The following is a 19,005-nucleotide window of genomic DNA, read 5'->3' as shown; positions in this document are numbered from 1 at the left end:
TGAGCTTACCGAAAGCCTCTTTTTTTCTTATCGGAGCACGCCATGGCCGTGGTTAGTCGAATCATTATGCTTGTGTGGGTGGTACTGCCTTGGCAGGCAGTGGCGTCGGTGTTAACCGATATTGAGGTGCATCCTGTAAGTGCTGGCGCCGTGGATATTGATCTGCACTTCAGCGGTGGCGTCGCCAACGTTCAGGGTTATCGCCTGGAGGCTCCGCCACGCCTGGCGCTGGACCTGGTCGATACACAAAATGGCTTGGGTCATCGCCACATTGAGGTAGCGCGTGCGGGTGTAGAGCACATTAAGGTATTGGAAGGCAGTGGCCGTACGCGGTTAGTTATCGGCCTGGCCAACTCGTCGAATTACACCTCCCGGGTAATGGGGGATCGGCTACGAATTTCCTTGCGTGAATCGACAACGCTTGAATCGCCAATAGAGGGCTCCCTTGACGCCCTCCAGGGCCCGCAGATTAGCGCTATTGATTTTGAGCGTGGGGCTGATCAGGCAGGTCGCTTGCTGGTGACGTTTGACCGCGAAGGCGTCGTCGCAAGCGTTCAGGAAAGCGGCCATGCGAATGTATCGGGCGGCGAGGTAATTGCCACATTGCCTAACGTAACGCTGCCGGATGCGCTTAGCCAGATTTATGACGTCACCGATTTTGCGACACCGGTGATGCGGATCACCCCTCACGTTGATGCGCAGGGAGCGCGTTTGGCACTTACCATCGACGGCCCCTATACCATGCTCTCTTCACAACATGGCCGTGTGCTGAGTATCGAAGTGCAGCCTGCTGACCAGCAACGCTTGGCCGATCATGAGCTCCCGCAAGATAGTTTTAGTGGTGAGCGGATAAGCCTGAACGTCCAGGATATGGAGGTACGTGCGGTGCTGGTAACGCTTGCTGAATTTACGGGGCTAAACCTGATTGCCAGCGAAAGTGTGACCGGACGTATCACGCTGAACCTTAATGAGGTGCCCTGGGATCAAGCGCTTGCCTTGATGTTAAAAAGCCAAGGACTTGCAAGTCGTGAGCATGGCAACGTTATCCTGGTGGCGCCTGTCGCCGAGCTTGCTGAGCTTGAACGCCAGGAAATTGAGGCTCACCGCTATCATGAAGCACTGTCACCAACCATTGATGAATTTATCGAGGTTAAGTACGCGCGTGCTGAAGATCTTGCTCAGTTGCTGCAGGGTGAGGATGGCTTTGGGCTTCTGACCGAGAAAGGGCGGATCAGTGTCGACCCAAGAACCAATGCCTTATTGGTTCAGGACACGGCGAACCAGGTAAGTATTATCAAGCGTACTCTGGAGCGCCTGGATGTGCCGGTGCGTCAGGTGCAAATTGAAGCGCGCATCGTTATCGCCCGGGACACCGCTTCTCGAGCGCTAGGCGTTAACTGGGGCGCTTCGACGACGCGAGGTTTTCAGGCGTTGGATAACGGCAATGTTGGCGCGCGCAATATCAATCCGGATGGCTTGAACCGTGCCCGCAGCGGTTTAGCGGTAGACCTGGGCGCGCCTTCAGGGCCAGGTACAGGATTTAGCTTTGGTTACTTGTCCGGCGACATTTTGCTGGACCTGGAGCTTCGTGCGCTGGAAAGTGAAGGCAAAAGCCAAACCATCTCGCAGCCAAGGGTCATCACGGCCAATCAGCGTACGGCAATTATTCGCCAAGGCGAGGAGCGCGCATTTCAGAGTGTCGATGCGCAGGGAAACCCCGATACTGAATTTAAAGAGGCCGAGCTTTCGTTGGAAGTGACACCGCAGATTACGCCGGATAATCGTATTATCATGGACCTGGTGGTGAAAAATGATAGTTTCAGGGAGTCGGGATTTGGCGGAGAACCGCCCATCGATACCAATCAAATTGAAACGCAGGTGCTGGTCGATAATGGCCAAACGGTTGTATTGGGCGGCATTTTGACCACGGAACAATTAAACCAAATGACCAAAACACCGCTTTTGGGTGATATTCCTTTGCTCGGACACCTGTTTCGCTATACCGAAGAGAGCAATGAAAAGGTAGAGTTGTTAGTCTTTATTACTCCACGACTACTTGACGATGGCTTGGCGGTTCGCTGATGCAGGATTTACCCAACCTTTTTTTGATCGGCCCCATGGGGGCTGGTAAAAGCACAATAGGTCGCTTGTTGGCGGCAGAGCTTACGCGCACGTTTTATGATAGTGACCACGCCATACAGGATCGCTGCGGTGCGGATATCCCGTGGATCTTTGATGTAGAGGGTGAACCCGGTTTTCGCCAGCGTGAGCTGCAGATGATCGATGAGCTGACAAGGCTCTCCTGCGTGGTGATGGCAACCGGCGGCGGCGCCGTGCTGCACCAGGATAATCGCCGGATGCTGCGTGAGCGCGGAACGGTGATCTACCTGATGACCACGGTTGAACAGCAGCTTAAACGCACGGCGAAAGACCGTAATCGCCCGCTTCTTCAGTGCGCAAACCGGGAGCAGGTGCTCAACGATATGTTTGCTGCCCGCGACCCGCTTTATCGCGCCACCTCGGATATTTCAGTGCGCACGGATCGGCGTAGCCCGCGCGCCGTAGTCAATGAGATATTGCGCCGAGTGCGGCGTTTGACCGACCCGCTGGAAAATAGCGCCACGCTTAACTCAAAGGTATCCCAATGACACAGCCCGCCAGTGCTCAGCGTACACTTCATGTTGCGTTGGGTGATCGCAGTTATCCGATCCATATTGGCGCCGGCCTGCTGAGCGACCCAGAGGCGATAACGCCCTATCTGGCCGGTAAGCAGGTGATGGTGGTGACGAATGAAACCATCGCGCCCCTTTATCTGGAGGCACTGTGCGCCAATCTTCCTGACGATGTGGAGGTGCGTACCGTCGTTCTACCTGACGGGGAACAGTACAAGAGCATTGAGCAGGTTAGCCGCATTTGGGACGCGCTGTTGGAGGCAGGGTTTAACCGCCGCTGTACGCTGATTGCGTTAGGCGGCGGCGTAATTGGTGACATGGCTGGGTATGCCGCCGCGTCGTACCAGCGCGGCGTGGCCTTCATTCAGGTGCCCACCACGCTGCTTTCCCAGGTGGACTCTTCTGTCGGAGGGAAAACGGGCGTTAATCACCCGCTTGGCAAAAACATGATTGGTGCTTTCTGGCAGCCGAAAGCGGTACTGATCGACATTGCAACGCTTGCGACACTGCCCGAGCGAGAGCTTTCTGCCGGGCTTGCTGAAGTTATCAAGTATGGCTTTATTCGTGATGAAGCGTTTCTTGGCTGGCTTGAGGCCAATATGGCCGCGCTGCGTCATATTAGCCCCGACGCCATTGTCGAAGCCATCGCACGCAGTTGCCAGATTAAAGCCGACATTGTGGCCGATGACGAAACGGAGCAGGGCGTGCGCGCATTGCTCAATCTTGGTCATACCTTTGGTCACGCGATTGAGGCCCACCAGGGGTATGGCAACTGGCTGCACGGCGAAGCAGTCGGTGCAGGCATGGCCATGGCGGCTGCCCTTTCTCAGCAACTGGGGCGTATCAGTAGTGCTGATTTAACGCGTATCCAGGCGGTGATTGAAAGCGCTGGCCTTCCTCTTCATGCCCCAGCGGATATGCTAAGTGACGACTTTTTAGCCCGGATGCGTCTGGATAAGAAAAACGTGGATACCAGACTTCGGCTGGTGCTGCTAAACGCTACCGGCGATGCATGTGTTGATGACACGACGCCAGAGGCGTTAGTGCGTGCTTTGTTGGATAACTACCCACGGCTGTAACCCGCCTGTAAACGTATTTTGTGCTCACTAAGCCCACCGACAAGGTGGGTTTTTTTATGGCCCGATGTTACCAGGTGATGCGCCGAATAATGTTATTAGCATGCCGTATGCACTATCGGCATGGCTATATTAGGGGTGTTTAGACTAAAGTTTAACGCTCGACACCCTTCGTTGAAATAGCGTTATATGGCTTTTTAAGTGTTTGAAGTGTATGCATTTTTCGTTGAAGGGTGGTTTGCAACTATAGGATTTGAAAAGACTTTTCGGGGTTTTGATGTTGGCGGTGATTGCGCTGGCGGGGAGCAAGTCGCTATGCTGAGCGACCATTTTCTTGCGGCAGTGAATCGGGGAAACACCCAGTTATAGGCGGGTAGAGGTTTGTGTGTGAAAAGAAAAACCGTCTATTAAATCATAATAACGCTGCTAATAAAACACCTTTGACTAGAGGCACGCCCATGAATAAAGGTCTTCACCAGCCCGGCGAGTTTCGCGATAACTGCGGCTTTGGCCTTATTGCCCATATGGAAGGGCAGGCCAGTCACGATTTGCTGAAAACCGCTATCGAATCACTCACCTGTATGACGCATCGGGGCGGGATTGCCGCTGACGGTAAAACCGGTGATGGCTGTGGGTTGCTGCTTAAAATGCCGACCCGTTTTATGCGCGAAGCCGCACAAGACGCGCTGGAGATTACGCTGGGCGACCAGTTCGCCGTGGGCGTTGTTTTTCTACCCAACGATGATGCCCGTGCCGAGGCTGCGCGCGAGACGTTTGCGCGCGAGCTGAGTGTTCGTGGCCTAAATGTCGTCGGCTGGCGCGTTGTGCCCACTGATTCAAGCGTTTGTGGCCCCATGGCGCTTGACTGCCTGCCGCGTATCGAGCAGGTCTTTATCGAGCCCGGTGAGAGCGAGCAGTTCACTGTTGATCTGTTTATGGCGCGCCGTTATACCGAGCAGGCTTTACGGGCCGAAGAAGACTTTTATGTCGCATCGCTCTCCTCTGACGTGGTGTCGTATAAAGGCCTGGTCATGCCGGAAGATCTTCCGGCGTTTTATAAAGACTTAAACGACCCGCGTCTGGAAACTGCTATCTGTGTTTTCCACCAGCGCTTTTCAACCAATACGGCGCCGCGCTGGCCGTTGGCACAGCCGTTTCGTCTGCTGGCTCACAACGGTGAAATCAATACGATTGAGGCTAACCGCGGTTGGGCGAACTCACGCAAAGCCAACTTCGTTAACGAGCGCCTGCCCGATATCGCCCAGTTGGATGAAATCGTTAATACCACGGGGTCCGACTCTTCCAGCATGGACAATATGCTGGAAGTGCTGCTGACGGGGGGGATGGAGCTGCACCGTGCGGTACGCATGATGGTACCGCCTGCCTGGCAAAACGTTGAAACCATGGATGCTGAGCTGCGCGCCTTCTACGAGTACAACTCCATGCACATGGAACCGTGGGATGGTCCGGCGGGTGTGGTCATGACCGATGGCCGCCAAGCGGTGTGTATGCTGGACCGTAACGGCCTGCGTCCCGCTCGCTGGGTCATCACCAAAAACGGCTATATCACCCTGGCATCTGAAATTGGTACTTACGGTTACAAGCCTGAGGACGTGGTCGCCAAAGGCCGCGTAGGCCCTGGTCAAATGCTGGCGGTTGATACCCAAACCGGCGAAGTGCTGCATACCCGGGATATTGATGACCGCCTGAAGTCTGCTTATCCCTATAAGCGCTGGCTCAAGCAGGAAGCCAACTATCTGGAATCCGCGCTCACCGAGCTTGCACGCTTCCAGACCATGGAGGCTGATGCGCTGAACGTGCACCAGAAGATGTTCCAGGTGACGTTTGAAGAGCGTGACCAGGTGCTGCGTCCGCTGGCCGAAAGTGGCCAGGAAGCCGTGGGTTCCATGGGTGATGACACCCCCATGGCGGTGCTTTCTAGCCGTCCGCGCCTGTTAACCGACTTCTTCCGCCAGAAGTTTGCTCAGGTAACCAACCCGCCGATTGATCCGCTGCGTGAAGCCATCGTGATGTCGCTGGAAACCTGCTGCGGTGCTGAGCTTAACGTTTTCAAGGCAACGCCTGAGCACGCGCATCGGTTGATCCTGACTACACCGGTACTTTCACCACGTAAATTTACCGCGCTGGTTAGCCAGGACGACCCGGCCTTTGCAAGCCACACGCTGTCAATGGGCTACGACCCGGAACAGCAGAGCTTAAAGCAGGCGCTGAATGCGCTCTGCCAAGAGGCCGAAGCCCAGGTGAAAGCGGGCAAGGTGATCCTGGTACTTACCGATGCGGAGCTGCCCAAGGGCATTATTCCTATTCAGGCGCCGCTCGCCGTTGGCGCGGTGCATACGCACCTGGGCCGCCTGGCATTGCGTCCCAACGCCAATATTATCGTTGAGACTGGCTACGCCCGGGATGCCCACCAGATGGCCGTGCTGTTTGGTATCGGTGCGACCGCCGTGTATCCGTGGCTTGCCTATCAGATTATGGCCGATATGCACCGTACGGGTGAGCTTACCGGCAACCCGGCCGACGACCGTGAGAACTATCGCAAAGGCTTGCAAAAAGGCCTGTTCAAGATTCTCTCTAAAATGGGCATCTCAACGCTGGCCTCCTATCGTGGCTCCATGCTGTTTGAAGCCGTCGGGCTTTCAGATGAAGTGATGAACACCTGCTTTGTGGGTATGGCCTCGCGTATACAGGGCGCAGGCTTCGCTGAACTACAGATGCAGCAAGAGCTGTTGGCCAAGGACGCCTGGATTACCCGTAAAGGTATCTCCCAGGGCGGTATGTTCAAGTATGTGCATGGTCATGAGTACCATGCGTACAACCCTGATGTAGTAAAGTCGCTGCAGGCAGCCGTTCAGGAAGGCAGTTACGCCAAGTGGAAAAAATTCGCGCAGCTGGTGAACGAGCGTCCTGTCGCGACCATTCGTGATCTGCTCACGCTTAAAGCCGCTGAAACGCCAATTCCGCTGGATGACGTTGAGCCGGTTGATGCGCTGCTGCCACGTTTTGATAGCGCGGGCATGTCCCTGGGCGCACTCTCACCAGAAGCCCACGAAGCCCTGGCCCAGGCCATGAACGAAGCCGGCGGACGCTCCAACTCCGGCGAAGGCGGCGAAGACCCCGCACGTTACGGCACCATTCGCAGCTCCAAGATCAAGCAGATTGCCTCGGGCCGCTTTGGGGTCACGCCGGCTTATCTGGTCAATGCCGAAGTGCTGCAGATCAAGGTGGCCCAAGGCGCCAAGCCGGGCGAGGGCGGTCAGTTGCCGGGTGGCAAGGTCAACGCGCTTATCGCTCGCCTGCGCCATGCGGTGCCCGGCGTCACGCTGATTTCACCGCCGCCGCACCACGATATCTATTCAATCGAAGACCTGGCACAGCTGATTTTTGACCTCAAGCAGGTTAATCCAGAGGCGCAGGTATCGGTGAAGCTGGTATCCGAGCCGGGTATTGGCACTATCGCCACGGGCGTTGCCAAGGCTTACGCCGACCTCATCACAGTATCTGGATACGATGGCGGCACCGCTGCAAGCCCGCTCACCTCGATCAAGCATGCTGGTTCCCCCTGGGAGCTGGGCTTGCCTGAGGTGCATCAGGCGCTGCGTATCAATGGCCTGCGCGACAAGATTCGTCTGCAGACCGATGGTGGCCTTAAAACCGGCTTAGACGTGGTCAAGGCGGCCATCCTGGGGGCGGAGAGCTTTGGTTTTGGTACCGCGCCAATGGTAGCGCTGGGCTGCAAGTTCCTGCGTATCTGCCACCTGAACAACTGCGCTACTGGGGTTGCCACCCAGGACGACTTCCTGCGCGGCGAGCATTTCCGCGGCACGGTGGATATGGTCAAAAACTACTTCCGCTTTATCGCTGAAGAAGTGCGTGAGCTGATGGCCATGCTAGGCGTGCGCCAGTTGACCGACCTGATCGGGCGTACCGACCTGCTGGAAGTGTTGGAAGGCAATACGGCAAGCCAGCGCAAGCTCGATTTAATGCCGCTGCTGACGAACGATTTTGTACCTGCTGATGCGCCGCAGTTCTGCAAGGTGGGCCGCAACGTACCTCACGACCCGGGTGCTAAAAACCAGGAAGTATTGGCAGCGCTTAAAGAGGCTATCGAGAGCCAGTCGGGCGGTGAGTTCAGCTTCAACATCACTAACTGTGATCGCAGTGTGGGTGCGCTTAGCTCAGGCGCTATCGCCAAGCGTTATGGGGAAGAAGGCCTGGAAAACGCGCCCGTTACCGCACGCTTTACCGGGGTGGCAGGGCAGAGCTTCGGCGTCTGGAATGCCCGCGGCCTGAATCTGTACCTGGAAGGCGATGCCAACGACTACGTGGGCAAGGGCATGAACGGCGGCAAGATCGTGATCGTGCCACCTAAGGTTAGCCAGTTCGAAAGCCATAAAACCGCGATTATCGGTAACACCTGCCTGTATGGCGCAACCGGCGGCACGTTGATGGCCGCGGGCACCGCAGGCGAGCGTTTTGCGGTGCGTAACTCAGGCGCCACGGCGGTGATTGAAGGCGCTGGCGACCACTGCTGCGAATACATGACCGGTGGTCTGGTATGCGTGCTGGGTGAAACGGGCGTTAACTTTGGTGCAGGTATGACCGGTGGATTTGCCTACGTGCTGGATGAAGACCGTACCTTCGTGGACAAGTACAACCACGAGCTGGTCGAAATTCATCGCATTAGTACGGAAGCCATGGAGGCGTATCGCCGCCATCTTCGCGAGCTGATTACCACCTATGTCGAAGAGACGGGTTCCAGCCGTGGGGCCGCGATTTTAGAAGACTTTAGCGACTACCTGCGTCATTTCTGGCTGGTGAAGCCAAAAGCGGCAAGCCTGGGCAGTCTGCTGGATCAATCTCGGCGTCAGCCGCAATAAACCGCCTGTGTCTACGCTTCGAGGAGAGAAATCATGGCTAACCGTTTAAACAACGATTTCCAGTTTGTTGATGTGGGTCGTCAAGACCCACAGAAAAAAGCCGCCCATACGCGTGCCAAAGAATTCGCTGAGATTTACGAACCGTTCAAACCCACTGATGCGGCAAGCCAGGCGCATCGCTGCCTGCATTGCGGCAACCCTTACTGTGAGTGGAAATGCCCGGTTCACAATTACATTCCCAACTGGCTACAGCTGGTCGTGGAAGGCAACATCATCGAAGCCGCTGAGCTTTCGCATAAAACCAACTCGCTGCCCGAAGTATGTGGCCGCGTATGCCCGCAAGATCGGCTGTGTGAAGGCGACTGCACGCTCAATGACGGCTTTGGCGCGGTCACCATCGGTTCTGTCGAGAAGTACATTACCGATACTGCGTTTGCCATGGGCTGGCGCCCGGACATGTCCAAGGTCGTGTGGACGGATAAAAAAGTCGCGATTGTCGGCGCCGGGCCTGCCGGGCTTGGCTGTGCCGATATTCTGGCGCGCAACGGCGTCAAGCCCGTGGTATTTGATAAGTACCCGGAAATCGGTGGCCTGTTAACCTTCGGCATTCCTGAGTTCAAGCTTGAAAAGAACGTGATGGAGCGTCGTCGGGCGGTATTCGAGGAAATGGGTATCGAGTTTCGCCTGAATACCGAAATCGGTACGGATATCGAGTTCGATACGCTGCTCCAGGAGTACGACGCGGTTTTCCTGGGCATGGGGACGTATAAATACATGGAAGGCGGCTTCCCCGGTGAAGACCTGCCCGGCGTGTACAAGGCGCTCGATTTCCTGATCGCTAACGTCAACCGCTGCCTGGGATTCGAAAAAGATCCCAACGATTACATCTCGATGGAAGGCAAGCGCGTCGTTGTTCTCGGCGGTGGCGATACCGCCATGGACTGTAACCGCACCTCGATCCGCCAGGGTGCTGCGAGCGTTACCTGTGCTTATCGCCGTGACGAAGAGAACATGCCCGGCTCTCGCCGTGAAGTAACCAACGCGCGCGAAGAGGGCGTCGAGTTCCTGTTCAACCGCCAGCCGGTGGCGGTGGTGGGCGAAGAGAAGGTTGAAGGCGTGAAGGTTGTGCGCACTCGACTCGGCGAGCCTGACGAAAACGGTCGCCGCCGCCCTGAGGTGGTACCAGGTTCTGAAGAGATTATTGCCGCCGATGCCGTGGTCGTAGCGTTTGGTTTCCAGGCAAGCCCTGCGCCCTGGTTTGAGGGCTCGCGCATTGATCTGAACGAGCGTGACCTGGTAAAAGCCCCAGAGCACGGCCAGTTCGCCTTTCAGACCAGCAATGAAAAAATCTTTGCCGGCGGCGATATGGTGCGCGGCTCTGACCTGGTGGTCACGGCTATTTATGAAGGCCGCCAGGCCGCAGAAGGCATCATGAACTACCTGGGCGTGTAATTCACCTTTACTCCAGCTGTCCGGGGCCTTAATTGGCTCCGCGACTACCCCGGCATCAGGCAAACGCGAGACTCCCCAGCCTTTGATTCGACATACTGCTAGTGTGCTCCTCGCACCGATTTCGGCGTACAGCCGAAAAACTTTGTGAAGGCGGCAGTGAAATTATTTGGGTGCTGGTAGCCGACCTGATAGGCCGATTCCGATACCCGATATCCTGCGGCCAGTAATTCTTGCGCTCGCTGCATGCGCATTGCTAGCAGGTGTTGGGCAGGGCTTGTGTCATAGGCTTGGCGAAAGCACCCCTTGAGTTTGTATTCACTGATACCAAGTTTGGCGCACAAGTAGGCATTGTTTAGAGGCTGATCCAAGCGCGCACGCATATAGGCTTCGATTCTTTCAAGCAAGTCCACGTCTCGCCCGATAATTCGTTCTTTCTGCCCCTCCGCAGGGGTTAGCAGGTTGAGTTGTTCGCCGAGTAAGCTGAGGGCATGGATACGCTGGCGTAATCCGTCCTGCTCACCTACCCACGGGTGCTTGTAAAAGCTTAGATGTTGACTGGCGCGGCTGTTAACGTGAGATAGTTGGCGAAAGCTTTCATTGTGACGCAAGGGCTTACCGAGCAGTTGGTCACAGCGCTGTGGTCCGATATAACGCCTTAATGCCGATTCCGATACCACTAATCGTAACTGCTGAGTCTGCTTGTCGGCGGCGTAGCGGCGCTCACCACCCCCTTCCTGAAATACAGACACTGTCGTTTGGTTAGCCGAGAAGTGCAGACGATTGCCTGTACGGTCAAGAAACTCTGATTGACCAGATAAGCCGAAAGTAATCACCAGGGTGCGCTCATTGCCTTCGTGTTGACAGACTTCACGTAATACACGTCCAGACGAGATTTTGGAACGAACAACGGAAAAGCCTGCTTCGCAATCCAGCCGCTCAATCAGGGTATGGCGATGGGGTAAATCGCACTTATGGGAAACCCATTCAGTTAGATGTTGAGCAGTGGTCAACGTTGGGCGTGACAAATTATTCACAGCAAAGCCTTCCTTATTTCCATCCTACTGAGTGCTCTCTATTGCAGAGCATCCAATCATTGCAGAACCAGTCGCCTTGTGATTGAGCTCATAAGAGCACAAGCCCCATAGGCATAAAAACAGCCTAGTCGGAATAGGATATGAATAACGCTGGATGCAATATTAAATGAGAATGATGTGTATTTATTTTGAAAGTATCATTCGTTGACTGCTCAGCCAAGTGGAAGTTGCCGCTTACACACCGTCTGAGTTGGTGTTGAGCGGGGAGTGTGTTTTTAGGGCATATCCGTTTCAGTGTATGTGGTCAAAAGAGGAGGAACTGATGATTTCGATCCTTGTAATATCATCGCTGACAGGCAAATACCCATCATTAGTCTCTGCGCTGACTAACGCGAAGGAGAATTCATGAACCCGGTTCTCTGGCGCTTGTCGCGGCCTTTGCGTCCTTCGATTTTACTGGCTGCGTTCGGCCAAGTGGTTGTCACCGCCTGTCATGTTGGTCAGGCGCTATGCTTAGCCAGTGCTTTGGCCGGGCTATTCGCTGACCAGCCATTGTCCGAACTATGGTGGCCGCTGTCGGTTTTTTTTGTTTTTACTTGGCTACGCATCGTGCTGATGGGGTTGTCTGAAGCACTCGCTATGCGTGTGGCAGGGCTTGCCCGGCACTACTTGCGTCAGCGCCTGATTGGTCAGGTATTACGTGTGGCGGCTGATCCGGCCAGCGACCGAGATAGCGGGGAACTGAGTACCACCTTGGTGCAGTCGGTGGAAGCCTTGCAAGCCTATTACAGCCGTTATGTGCCTGCAGTGCTGGGTGCGGTGTTTGGTGGCGGGGGTGTGCTACTGCTAATGGCGTATTTCGATAGCCGTTCTGCCCTTGTGGCTGCTCTTGCTGCGCTGGCGCTACCCTTTACTGATCGCCTCTGGTTGCGTTGGCGGCGCGCTTCTGCAGGTGGGTTGTTCGCGAGTATGGGGCGTTTTTCCGCGTATTTGCTCGACAGCTTGCGCGGCGTCACCACGCTCAAGGCCTTCAATGCTCAGACCCGGCGCCGTCAGGTACTCAGTCAACAGGCACGGGATCTGCGTGAGCAGGCCATGGGTGTGCTTTACGCCATTCTCATGCGTAACGGCGCAACAGGGCTGCTTAGCTTGGGTGGTTTAGCGTTGGTGACTGCGCTTAGCGCTCAGCGCGCCGTTGCCGGTGAGCTATCGCCGTTTGCGTTGTTGGCCGTTGTGCTGCTGGCCCGCGAGGCCTTCGGTACGCTGGAAAAGCTTGATAAGACCTTCCACATTGCATGGTCGGGTAATGCGGCGGCGGCCCCCGTCATTCGTTTACTTGACGCTATACCTGGGGTGCCAGAGCCGATTGAGGCCCGGGCTTTACCGACCCATCATGGAGTGGCCTTTGATAGCGTTAGTTATACCTGGCCGGGTGGCTGCGAACCTGCGTTGCACAATGTGAATTTTACGCTTGAGCCTGGTGAGTTCGTGGCTGTGGTAGGGCCCTCTGGCGCAGGAAAATCGACCCTGGCAGCTCTATTGATGCGCTTTGTTGCACCTGACTGCGGCCGCGTCAGCCTGGGCGGCGTTGATCTTCGCGATTTGCGCGTCAATGACGTATACGAAAACGTCAGTGGCGTGTTCCAACATAGTGTGCTGCTGCATGGCAGCATCGAAGAGAACTTGAGGATGGGGGCTCCTCAAGCCAGTGATGAGGATCTGGCTGAGGCATGCCGGGTAGCGTCACTGGAATCGTGGATTTCAAGTCTTGAAAAAGGCGTTGCCACTGCCGTGGGAGAAGGCGGCGCGCGACTTTCTGGCGGTCAGCGACAGCGCATAGCTATCGCACGTGCTTGGCTAAAAAATACACCGGTCATGGTGTTGGACGAGGCGACCGCGAACGTGGACGTTGCCAGCGAAACCCACATTGGAGAGGCCATCGAGCGGCTTCGCGGTCAGCGTTCGCTACTGGTGATTGCACATCGTCTAGCCAACGTTCGGAATGCCGACCGCATTCTGGTGCTTGATCGTGGTCGTTTAGTTGAGATCGGTGATCACCACAACCTACTGACCCGAAATGGCCTCTATGCGCGCCTCTGGAACCGGCAGCACGCCCACGAAGCGTCGCCCCAAACCGAGGAAGAACTAATATGAAAGTCAATGCCCACGAAATTCCCCAGGGGCCGCGTAGCACATGGGGTGACCTGTTACGCCTTTCCGCTGGCCAGCCGCGCCTGCTAGCACTCACTATCGCTGCTACGCTCATTGCCCAGGCTGGCATGGTGACAAGCCTTGCGTTGGGTGCCTGGCTAGCAGGTTTGGCGCTGACGGGTGCACCGGAGAGCCTCTGGCAACCCGTGCTTTGGGGCATGCTTGTCAGCGCCGTTGCTGGGGCCGGTGGTCGCTGGTGGCAGGCACATATCTCCCATGCCTTTGCTTTTGCTCTGATCGAAACGCTGCAGGTGGGCATTTACGACGGTCTAGAGCGTGCCGCCCCAGGTGGTTTGTCCGACACCCGCAGCGGCGAGCAGGCCAACGTGGCGCTGAACGATGCTCAGGCGCTGGAACACTTTTTTGCCCACACCCTGGCCGATACCATCGCTGCAGTTGTGGTACCGCTGTTGGCACTGCTGGCGCTGGCCTGGATACAGCCTTGGCTTACTTTAGTGTTACTGCCATTTCTGCCGACTCTGACCAGCGTGCCATTCTGGCTGGGGGAGCGTGCTTTTCGCCAGGGGCGCGAGATGAATGCCGCGCTAGCGGGACTAAACGCTGAAGTGATTGAGGGCATTGAGGCGCGTCGAGAGATCCTCTTGTTCAATCAGGAGGCGGCTTGGCGCGCTCGGCTGGGGCAGTATCTGGCGCGGCTGAAGAGCGAGCAGCGTCGTTACGCCTTGCGAACAGGCGCGGAGCAAGGCGGTATAGAGCTGATCCAGTCCTTAGCATTGATCACCGCGCTGGTGGCCAGCGCAGTGTTGCTTGAATATCAAGCCCTAGCGTTGGCTCAAGTTCCGCTATCGGTCGTGCTGGTAGGCGCGGCACTGCTACCTTTGGCAGAGGTAGCGCGCAGTGCCAGCCAACTGGGTGCAGTGCGCGCCAGTGCGGCACGGGTGTTGGCGTTGCTGCATCAGCGTTCGCCGATTCAGGACAATGGCCAGCGATTGCCTAAGGATGCCAGCATCGAATTCAACCAAGTGGTGTTCGCCCATTCCGAGCGCCCTGTGCTGCAGGGTGTCAACTTCCGGGTAGAAACGGGTGAGATGGTCGCACTGGTTGGCCCCTCTGGATCTGGCAAGACCACCTGCGCCAACTTACTAATGCGCTTCTATGAGGTGCAGAGCGGCACAGTGAAGCTGGGCAGCGAAGATCTGCGTGATATTCCCCTATCCGAGCTGCGCCACTGGATCGCCTGGGTTGGTCAGGAGGCCTACTTGTTTGACGACAGTATCGAGGGCAACTTGCGCTTGGGCAAACCAGAGGCGACGCAGCAGGAAATCGAAATCGCTGCGCATCAGGCCCAGGCCCACGATTTCATTCAGGCCCTACCTGAGGGCTACCAAACGCGTTGCGGCGCGAATGGTGCGCGGCTTTCAGGTGGTCAGCGTCAGCGTATCGCCATCGCCCGGGCACTGCTGTCTCAAGCGCCCGTGCTGGTAATGGATGAAGCTTCATCCAGCCTCGATGCTGACAGTGAACATGCCCTGCAGCAGGCCTTGTTGGCGCTTCGTGGGCAGTACACGCTACTGGTGGTAGCACATCGTCCAAGCACCATTGCTCAGGCTGACAGGGTCGTACTCCTGCAGGATGGCTGCATTCTCGATCAGGGCTCTCATGAGCAGTTGCTGCACCGTTGCGAGCAATATGTCCAGTTGCTCGCGCAGCCAGCCAGCGCTTAAAAACACATGCTTAGCAACGAGTACCTTAAGCGTTTAGCTCCAGAAACTTAAAACCTGGGAATACCGACATGAAAGCCCCCGCCATTTCGTACTGGTCGTTGCAGTTGCTGCTCGGCTGGATCAACTTCGCTATGACCGCACCAATGATCTATCTCTACCTAGGGTTACCGCTGGTGATGCGCCAGCAGGGGTGGTCCGGCACCGCCATCGGCCTCTTCCAATTGGCAGGGTTGCCGGCCGTGCTCAAGTTCGTATTGGCTGCTCCGGTAGATCGCTGGGCGCGAGATACCGCCGGTTATCGGCGCTGGAGCTTAGTACTGTTGGTCGGTTATGCCGCAAGCCTTGTAGCGCTGGCGGGGCTCGACATAGGAAAAACGGGCTTCACGACGTTATTCGCCCTGGCGATGCTGGCTAGCTTATTCGGCACTTGGGCCGACGCGCCGGTCAATGCCTTGGCTATTCGCTGTTTACCCGAGACTGAACGTATGCGCGCAGGCACTATCCGTTCAGCCGCCAGTTCATTGGGGGCAGTGTTCGGGGGTGGTGCGATGCTCATTTTGCATGATCGTGTTGGCTGGTCTTGGCCGTTCTTTGTGCTGGGGGTTGGACTGTTGTTGGCCCTTGTCGGACTTTATCTCATACGCCCAGTGCATCTTGATACGATAGCGACACCCAAACGCTCAGAGGTGGGGGTGCGCCAATGGGTTGGCTATTTCGCTTCTGCTCAGCGTCGCCGTTGGGTGGTCGTGTTGATGCTCTATTTCCCCTTTATTGGCACTGCCTGGGTATACCTTAAACCGTTACTGCTCGATCAAGGACTGCCGTCCGGTCAGGTGGCCGTGGTAGCTGGTTTGCTGGGTGGCGTGGTCGGTGCTTTGGGCAGTCTGCTAGGCGGTTATGTCACTTACCGTCGTGGTTTGCACTATGCCCTGCCTGGCTTTGCAATGCTCGCCCTCGTTGCCTTGGCTGCATTATCGGCGGCGTTGGCCAGCCATGCGAGCTTGCCGTTGCTAACTGCCTGCACCGTGCTTCTGGCGCTGGCCATGGGCGCCTCGGCTGGATTAGTGTTTGGCATGATGATGTACTACACCCGTGAAGGTTTGACGGCTGTGGACTATGGTCTGCAATCGAGTCTATTCGTGCTCACGCGTACGGTTGTGCCCATGCTCGCAGGGCTGCTGCTTGACCATTTCGGGTATCTGGGCATGTTAAGCGCTCTGATGGCTGGCATGCTGGGAATAGGTTACTGGAGCCTGCGATTTGTGCGGGGCATGGGCGAGATGCCACCAAAGATGGGGCGTGTCGCCTGATTCCCGAACCGTTGTGGTCACTATAGTGGGGTACTGCGGAGCTAGGTCGGTTGTGCTGAGAACATCGTGATGTTAGCCGTGTCCGGTGTCGACTTCCGGCACCACTGACATGCCGACTTTTAACTGTTGGGCTTGAGGTTGACCTGGATCGATGGCGATGCGCACCGGTAGACGTTGGACGATCTTGGTGAAATTACCTGTGGCGTTGTGGGGTTGAATGGCTGAAAAGCTCACCGAGCTGGCTGGGCCTAGGCTATCCACTCTGCCGGTTAGGGTGATGTTGGGGAGAGCATCGATGGTGAAACTTACCGGTTGGCTGGGCCGCATACGGGCGATTTGTGTTTCACGGAAATTGGCGGTGATATAGAGATTGTCCAGAGGAACTAAGGTCAGCAGCGTTTCACCGATTTTCATATAGCCGCCGAGGCGCACCACTTTCTGAGCGACGATACCTTTCACCGGTGCTGTAATGTGGGTGTAGGATAATGCCAATTCCGCTGCGTCCAGTTTGGCCTGAGCGATGTTTTGCGCCGCTTGGGCTTTCTCTAGGTCGGCCTGCAACACTTCCAACGCCTGTTGGGTAGCGGTATAGGCGGCCTGGTCGCCGATCAGGGTGGCCCTTGATGCAGCTAACTCTGCCTCTGCCCTTTGCAGCGACTGAACGGTACCGGCACCGCGGGCGCGCAGGTTGAGGTAGCGTTCTCGCTCCTGTCGAGCCAGTGTCACTGCGGCCTGATCGACGTCAAGTTTTGCCTGTGCTTGATGAATGCGACTTTCCTGACGCACGATTTGCGCTTGTAGACTGACGATTTCCGCAGCTGCCTGGGCCAGTCCAGCACTTGCTTCTTCCACCTTAGCTCGTGTATCGCTGTCATCGATCTCTACTAGCAGGTCGCCGACGCTCACCGTCTGGTTTTCTTCCACCAGTACCCGCTGTACACGACCGGCAACCTGCGACGCCACCCGTGTTAGATCTGCCTGTATATAAGCATCGTTGGTGGATTGATATCTGGCGGCGCTTTCCGGGCGGTTCAGCGCATAGACACCCGTAATTGCCAGGGCCAGGAGTATCAGAATGAAAGGAGTTCGCAAGCGACGTAATGAGGTCATGGCTATTATTCCGGTGAACGAGAGGGAGGTGACGGTGGCGTTACGGGCGTGAGACAGAGCGTCAGCGGAATCAGCATCAGGGCAAGCACGCTAAGTGCCCGGTAAGCGTCGGCGGTGGCCAGCGTGACGGCTTGGGTAGTGACGGCGTCGGACAACGTCATCAGTTGGTCTTCATGCATTCCTAGGGCGGCGCCAGCTCGAGCCATGCTGTCCAGCAACATGTCGCTGTGAAAATGGCTTTGAATCAGTATCAACTGAGTGACCAGCGCGCTGCCCAGGGCGGTGCCGAAGGCGCGCAGCATATTCACCAGCCCGGATACGAAGGGGCCTTCCATTGGCTGTACCACACTGGTAGCCAGAAATAGCAGTGAGACCACCGCCATTGGCTGGCCGATCGCTTGCAGTGCTTGTACAGCGACGAACTGGTGCCACATCCATTCACTGGTGATTTGGGCGCCTAGCCAGCAGGCTATCGCCACAATCAGCAGGCCAGTGGCAAATACCTTGCGTGCATCCATCCAAGGCTGGTATAGAAGCAGAGCCACCAGGGAGCCGAGCACCAACTGTGGTAGCCCGATGGTGAGCCCAACGGCACTGGATTGCAGTGGTCTATAACCTTGCACTTGGGCGAGAAAATTAAGCGGCAGTAGAGCGCCGGACATCAGCACAACCAACAGCCCAACAAACAGGGTGAAGCCCAGCCCAAGGTTGCGCCGGGAAAGCAGTTGAAGGCGGATAAAAGGGCTGGGATGATGCCACTCGCTGAGCAGACCGGCGAAGGTGGCGATTAGGCCGCCAGCAAGTGCACTGCAGATCAGTGTTGAATGAAACCAGCCAAGACGTACACCCTGACTGAGAACTATCGCAAGCAGCGCTAATCCGGTAACCAGACAAATATGGCCGATCCAGTTGCCCTGACCGAAGCGCTCATGGCGTGGTGGATCCTGAGGGAGGCCCCATGCACATAGCGCTAAGCTGAACATACCCAGCGGAACGATTTGCCAGTAGACCCACCGCCAGTCGAACAACTGATCTGTCCACACGCCAGCCAGCCACACCGCCAGATTGGGTGCTAGGGTGGCAGTCATGGCGAATAGCGCCAAACCGTGCAGGCGAATATGAAACGGCAGAAAACGCAGCGCTGCCATCATCAGTGTCGGGATCAGACCGCCAGCGACGGCACCTTGCAGACCGCGCAGTAGGAGCATGGACGGTAGCGACTGGGCAAAGGGCAGTAGTAATCCGAGCAGCGTGGCAGCGGAGATTAACACCAGTTGATAACGGCGCAGTGATAGGGTGATGGCGAACCAGGCGGCAAACGGTTGTACCGTGATTTCGCCAACGAGATAGACGGTATCCAGCCAGGAGGCAGCGTCGGCACCCAAACCATGGGCGCCGCGAATATCTGGCAATGATAAGGCAGGAACCCGGTTGTTAAATCCTGCCATGATGGCTGCGATGAATACGCCGGTCAGCCCGGCGATAAGCCGAGGGCCAAAAACAGGCTGGGCTGGGGTGGCGGTGCGGGTATTAGGCATGGAGAGCGCTCCGGCG

Annotated in this window: 11 protein-coding genes; 8 read left to right on the top strand and 3 right to left on the bottom strand. The window is 56.6% G+C overall.

What is annotated here, in order from left to right:
• Nucleotides 1-42 precede the first annotated feature (42 nt).
• The 5 genes from pilQ (at nt 43) to ACT3RQ_RS10695 (ending at nt 10,101) form a co-directional block, all read left to right on the top strand.
• Nucleotides 43-2,082, top strand: coding sequence for a type IV pilus secretin PilQ (gene pilQ / locus ACT3RQ_RS10715; protein WP_193056485.1), 2,040 nt, complete (start codon nt 43-45; stop codon nt 2,080-2,082).
• Nucleotides 2,082-2,648, top strand: coding sequence for a shikimate kinase AroK (aroK, locus tag ACT3RQ_RS10710; RefSeq protein WP_192526567.1), 567 nt, complete (start codon nt 2,082-2,084; stop codon nt 2,646-2,648). Before pilQ ends, aroK begins: the two co-directional genes overlap by 1 nt.
• Nucleotides 2,645-3,751: a 3-dehydroquinate synthase gene (aroB, locus tag ACT3RQ_RS10705; RefSeq protein WP_172118668.1), complete on the top strand. Its 1,107-nt coding sequence runs from the start codon at nt 2,645-2,647 to the stop codon at nt 3,749-3,751. Before aroK ends, aroB begins: the two co-directional genes overlap by 4 nt.
• 455 nt (nt 3,752-4,206) lie before the next feature.
• Nucleotides 4,207-8,649, top strand: coding sequence for a glutamate synthase large subunit (gltB, locus tag ACT3RQ_RS10700; protein WP_444622325.1), 4,443 nt, complete (start codon nt 4,207-4,209; stop codon nt 8,647-8,649).
• Nucleotides 8,650-8,682: 33 nt separating this feature from the next.
• Nucleotides 8,683-10,101 (top strand): FAD-dependent oxidoreductase, encoded by a 1,419-nt coding sequence (locus tag ACT3RQ_RS10695; RefSeq protein WP_192537407.1) that lies wholly within the window; start codon nt 8,683-8,685, stop codon nt 10,099-10,101.
• A gap of 98 nt (nt 10,102-10,199) precedes the next feature.
• On the opposite strand, the gene ACT3RQ_RS10690 is transcribed toward ACT3RQ_RS10695, so the two are convergent.
• Nucleotides 10,200-11,135 carry a helix-turn-helix transcriptional regulator gene (locus ACT3RQ_RS10690; protein ID WP_444680456.1) on the bottom strand — a complete coding sequence of 312 codons (936 nt, stop codon included), beginning with the start codon at nt 11,133-11,135 and terminating at the stop codon, nt 10,200-10,202.
• Between the two features lie 405 nt (nt 11,136-11,540).
• On the opposite strand from ACT3RQ_RS10690, the gene ACT3RQ_RS10685 reads away from it, so the two are divergent.
• The 3 genes from ACT3RQ_RS10685 to ACT3RQ_RS10675 all read left to right on the top strand — a co-directional run bounded on the left by ACT3RQ_RS10685 (nt 11,541) and on the right by ACT3RQ_RS10675 (nt 16,341).
• On the top strand, nt 11,541-13,289 hold the full coding sequence (locus ACT3RQ_RS10685; RefSeq protein ID WP_192537405.1) for an ABC transporter ATP-binding protein: 1,749 nt from the start codon (nt 11,541-11,543) through the stop codon (nt 13,287-13,289).
• Entirely contained in the window at nt 13,286-15,031 is a 1,746-nt protein-coding gene (locus ACT3RQ_RS10680) for an ABC transporter ATP-binding protein (RefSeq protein ID WP_192537404.1), read from the top strand. The genes ACT3RQ_RS10685 and ACT3RQ_RS10680 overlap by 4 nt, the downstream gene beginning before the upstream one ends.
• Nucleotides 15,032-15,099: 68 nt before the next feature.
• Nucleotides 15,100-16,341 (top strand): MFS transporter, encoded by a 1,242-nt coding sequence (locus ACT3RQ_RS10675; protein ID WP_087107926.1) that lies wholly within the window; start codon nt 15,100-15,102, stop codon nt 16,339-16,341.
• Between the two features lie 72 nt (nt 16,342-16,413).
• Here the strand turns inward: ACT3RQ_RS10675 and ACT3RQ_RS10670 are convergent, their stop codons facing one another.
• Together ACT3RQ_RS10670 and ACT3RQ_RS10665 are read right to left on the bottom strand one after the other, a co-directional pair.
• Nucleotides 16,414-17,451, bottom strand: a complete 1,038-nt coding sequence (locus ACT3RQ_RS10670; RefSeq protein ID WP_087107928.1) for an HlyD family secretion protein — start codon at nt 17,449-17,451, stop codon at nt 16,414-16,416.
• Between the two features lie 5 nt (nt 17,452-17,456).
• The gene (locus ACT3RQ_RS10665; RefSeq protein ID WP_087107930.1) at nt 17,457-18,989 is read right to left on the bottom strand and encodes an MFS transporter; all 1,533 of its coding nucleotides are present in this window, start codon (nt 18,987-18,989) and stop codon (nt 17,457-17,459) included.
• Nucleotides 18,990-19,005: the final 16 nt, after the last annotated feature.

The organism is Halomonas sp. AOP43-D1-4, from assembly GCF_052446175.1.
In the GTDB taxonomy this organism is placed as follows: Bacteria; Pseudomonadota; Gammaproteobacteria; order Pseudomonadales; family Halomonadaceae; genus Vreelandella; species Vreelandella citrativorans.
The sequence above is the reverse complement of the archived record's forward strand: the minus strand, read 5'-3'. Positions and strand labels throughout refer to the sequence as shown.